Here is a 4,449-nt window from a genome sequence, read left to right as displayed (position 1 = left end):
GTCCTCCGGACGAGCACCGCGACCCTCCCCCGCGGGGCGCTGCGCGGGGACGTTGCGGCGCAGGAGCTCAGCCACCGTGACGGGGTTCGCAGGCGGCAACGGGTTGCCGACGCGGTGTTCGTTCGTGGTCACGGACGGACGACCTCCTTCGGGGCGCGGGAGCGACCCGAACAGGTGTACCGGAGCCACGGGGTGTTCACCAAGTGTCATTCGCCCGCTCACCGTGAGTGGTGCGATCGGGTGAAACCCGTTCACCGAGCCACGGGGACCGTTGACCGCCCCGCTCGCCGTCCACAATGCCGTGGGGCGACTGTTTCCGCAGGTCAGAGGGATATCGCCAGGACCACGCAGTTACTACCCAGGGTGACCGACGCGCCGGGGGGGCATCACAACGCGTCACGTCACGAATCGGCAGCGTGTTCGTGACGGTCAGCCACCGGTCGGGTACTTGGCCCGCTCCTGCTGCAGCCCGCGGTATCCCACGAACCCGCCGCCCAGGGCGAGGATCACACCGATGATCGACGCCGTGGTGCCGCCACTCGTGAGCAGCAGGCCGAGCAGGGAGACACCCGCGGCGCCACCGGCGACCGGGAACCTGCTCTTCGAGTAGGCCGCGATCTCGGAACCCGCGGCCCCCTTCTTCTTCGCCGCGTTGTTCAACATCGCGACGTAACCGACATGTCCGAGTGCGGCCAGCAGCCCGACGAGCGCGACCAGCGTGAAGACGATCCCCATGCCTTCCACAGTGCCACGCCGGACCTGCTCCGTGCGGGGGATTCCCCCGATTCTCAGCCGGGGTTCAGCCCTGGGGTGCGGAGCCGACTCAGCGCGCGCCGAGCCGCCCGCGCCCCAGGCGCAGCAGCAGCATCCCGAGCTCGCGGCCCTCCGGCCCGAGGTCGCGGAACCGGGAGAGCACCGTCATCTCGCGGCTGTAGACGATCCGGGGGCCGCCCGCGGCCATCCGCGCCACCCCGATCCGCTGGGAGACCTCGCTGCGCCGTTTCACGAGACGCAGGATCTCGGCGTCGAGCGTGTCGATCTCGACCCGCAGGTCGGCGATCTCCTCGGCGCTGGGCACGTCGGCGGGCTGGTCGGTCACGGACATCGGTCTACTCCTTCGTGGCGTGTCCACCGGCCCCCCTGCAGCACGAAGCCCCGGGGTCCGACGGACTCCGGGGCTCTGGTCTGCGGCGTTAGCGGCGGACGGGTGCCGGAATCCGGTACCCGTAGAAAAATCGCCGCGCGCGGTGCACGCGGACAGTCTGCCATACGCGCGCCGGTTCGGGTCTTGTCGGACTCCGGGCGTACCGTGTTCGACACGATGAGCGCTCTGTTCGAACTCCCCCAGGCCGTGGTCGAGCCGAAGACGAAGCGTGGCGCCGCGCTGCTCGAGGGTCTCAACCCGAAGCAGCGCGAGGCCGTCACGCACGCGGGCACCCCGCTGCTGATCGTCGCGGGGGCGGGCTCGGGCAAGACGCGGGTCCTCACCCACCGGATCGGCTGGCTGCTCGCGGAGCGGTCGGTGCATCCCGGCGAGATCATGTCGATCACCTTCACCAACAAGGCCGCGGCCGAGATGAAGGAGCGGGTGGACGCGCTCGTCGGGCGCCGCTCCATGGCGATGTGGGTCTCCACGTTCCACTCCATGTGCGTGCGGATCCTGCGCCGCGAGGCCAAGCACCTGGGCGTCCGCAGCGCCTTCTCGGTGTACGACGCGGACGACACCCGCAGGCTGATCGGGATCGTCGCCAGGGACCAGGAGCTGGACCCGAAGAAGTTCGCGCCGCGCGCGCTCGCGGCGCAGATCTCGAACCTGAAGAACGAGCTGATCTCGGCCGAGGACTTCGCGGGCCGCGCGAGCAACGAGCACGAGCGCCGGATCGCCGCCGTCTACGCCACCTACCAGCAGCGGCTGCGGCAGGCGAACGCCTTCGACTTCGACGACCTGATCATGGAGACGGTCTCGCTGCTGCAGCGGATGCCCGCCGTCGCCGAGTACTACCGCCGCCGCTTCCGGCACGTGCTGGTGGACGAGTACCAGGACACCAACCACGCGCAGTACGTGCTGGTCAGGGAGCTGGTGGCGCCTGCGACGGACGGTGCGCAGCCCGCCGAGCTGTGCGTCGTCGGCGACTCGGACCAGTCCATCTACGCCTTCCGCGGCGCCAACATCCGCAACATCGTGGAGTTCGAGCAGGACTTCAGCGACGCCACCACGATCCTGCTGGAGCAGAACTACCGCTCCACCCAGACCATCCTGTCCGCGGCGAACCGGGTGATCGAGCGGAACCCGAACCGCCGCGAGAAGCGGCTGTGGTCCGAGCAGGGCGACGGCGACAAGATCGTCGGGTACGTCGCGGACAACGAGCACGACGAGGCGAGCTTCGTCGGGCAGGAGATCGACAAGCTGGTCGACTCCGGGGACTTCCGGAACTCCGACATCGCGGTCTTCTACCGGACCAACGCGCAGTCGCGGGTGTTCGAGGACGTGTTCCTGCGGATCGGCCTGCCGTACAAGGTCGTCGGCGGGGTGCGGTTCTACGAGCGCAAGGAGATCCGGGACGCGCTGGCCTACCTGCGGGTGCTGTCCAACCCGGAGGACACGGTCAGCCTGCGGCGGATCCTCAACGTGCCCAAACGCGGCATCGGGGACCGGGCCGAGAGCCTGGTCGCGGACTACGCCGAGCGGGAGCGCATCTCGTTCAGCCAGGCCCTGCGCGTGGCGGCCGAGGAGCCGGAGAAGCTGCACGCGCTCGCCACCCGGAGCCAGAAGAACATCGCCGCCTTCCAGCGGATGCTGGACGAGCTGCGCGAGGGCGTCGAGCGCGGGGACGAGACCGCGGAGATCCTGGAGAACGTCTACGGGCGCTCCGGGTACACCGAGGCCCTCGAAGCCAGCGAGGACCCGCAGGACGGGACCCGGCTGGAGAACCTGGCCGAGCTCGTCACCGTCGCCCGGGAGTTCGCGGGGGACGCGGCGGTCGCGGACCTCGACACGTCCGACGTCGAGGTCGGGGCCCCCGAGCCCGGCTCGCTGGCCGCGTTCCTGGAGCGGGTCGCCCTCGTGGCGGACGCGGACTCCATCCCGGACGACGACCAGGGCATGGTCACCCTGATGACCCTGCACACCGCGAAAGGCCTGGAGTTCCCGGTCGTGTTCCTCACCGGCTGGGAGGACGGGATCTTCCCGCACATGCGCACCCTCGGGGACCCGGACGAGATGGCCGAGGAGCGCAGGCTGGCGTACGTGGGCATCACCCGCGCGCAGCAGCGGCTGTTCCTGTCCCGGGCGATCGTGCGGTCCGCCTTCGGGCAGCCCAGCACCAACCCCGCCTCCCGGTTCCTCGACGAGGTGCCCGCCGAGCTCGTCGACTGGGCGCGGTCGGAGCCCGAGCGGCCCTCCGCGCCGGTGGGACGGTTCGGCTTCGGCCGCCGGTCCACGGCCACGGACCGGGGGAGCTGGAACGTCCCGGCCCGCACGATGAACGCGGAGATCCACCTCGAGGTGGGGGACCGGGTCAACCACGACAAGTACGGGCTGGGCACGGTCACCGCGTCCGACGGCGTGGGCAACCGGGCCACCGTCACGATCGACTTCGGCAGCGCGGGCACCGTCCGCCTGATGCTGATCGGCGGGGTCCCGCTCCAGAAGCTCTGACCCGACGCGCAGGGGTGACGCGGAGCCGGGTGCGTCAGTAGACGGCCGCCGGCGCGTCGGCGCCGTCGCCGGTCACGGACAGGCCGAGGCGGCTCAGGAACGGGATCGGGTTGAGCTTGTTCTCGCCCGCGTCCCAGATCTCGAAGTGCAGGTGGGGGCCGGTGGACTGGCCCCGGTTGCCGACCTCGGCGATCTCCTGCCCGGCCTTGACGCTCTGGCCCGCGGTCACGAACGCCCGGTTGATGTGCCCGTACACGGACTTGGTGCCGTCCGGATGGCGCAGCACGACCCACATCCCGAAGCCGCTGGCGGGCCCGGACTCCTCCACGACGCCGTCGGTGAAGGCGAAGATCGGGGTGCCGATCGGGGCGGCGAGGTCGATGCCGTAGTGCGTGACGCCCCAACGGGCGCCGAAGCCGGAGGTGAACCGGCCCGCGGTGGGCAGGACGTACGCCTCGCCCGCGGACAGCACGGCCTGCGGGGCACCCTGCGCGAGGGCCGCCTTGATCTGGCGGGTGGTCTCGGCGATCCGCTCGCCGATGTCCACGGCCTTGGCGAGGTTGGCGACCTCGACCTCGGAGCCCTCGTCGAGCACCGGTAGGGCCTCGGGTGTGGCGGTGGTGAGGAGCTGGTCCGCGCCGATGGGGCGGGCCGCGGTGGTGGTCGGGTCGGCGGGCGCCGTGGCGGCGGGGGCCTGGTCCACGACCGGGATCATCGCGTTGGCGGCGAGCTTCTCGTAGGGGTCCGAGACGACGGCGGGTCCGGCCAGCGCGGTCAGCATCGTCTGACCG

Annotated in this window: 4 protein-coding genes; 1 reads left to right on the top strand and 3 read right to left on the bottom strand. The window is 70.9% G+C overall.

The window, feature by feature from the left end; translation table 11 throughout:
• Positions 1–429 precede the first annotated feature (429 nt).
• Entirely contained in the window at positions 430–735 is a 306-nt protein-coding gene (locus H5J29_RS22150; RefSeq protein ID WP_181782966.1) for a hypothetical protein, read from the bottom strand.
• Between the two features lie 88 nt (positions 736–823).
• On the bottom strand, positions 824–1,105 hold the full coding sequence (locus H5J29_RS22145; protein WP_181782965.1) for a chorismate mutase: 282 nt from the start codon (positions 1,103–1,105) through the stop codon (positions 824–826).
• A gap of 216 nt (positions 1,106–1,321) precedes the next feature.
• Between H5J29_RS22145 and pcrA the strand changes: the two genes are divergently transcribed.
• Positions 1,322–3,658, top strand: a complete 2,337-nt coding sequence (pcrA, locus tag H5J29_RS22140) for a DNA helicase PcrA (protein ID WP_181782964.1) — start codon at positions 1,322–1,324, stop codon at positions 3,656–3,658.
• A gap of 34 nt (positions 3,659–3,692) precedes the next feature.
• Here the strand turns inward: pcrA and H5J29_RS22135 are convergent.
• Positions 3,693–4,449, bottom strand: a 757-nt coding sequence (locus H5J29_RS22135; protein WP_181782963.1) for a M23 family metallopeptidase, incomplete at its 5' end; no start/stop codon positions are given.

This window comes from Pseudonocardia pini (assembly GCF_013870575.1).
Lineage (GTDB): Bacteria > Actinomycetota > Actinomycetes > Mycobacteriales > Pseudonocardiaceae > Pseudonocardia > Pseudonocardia pini.
The sequence above is the reverse complement of the archived record's forward strand: the minus strand, read 5'-3'. Positions and strand labels throughout refer to the sequence as shown.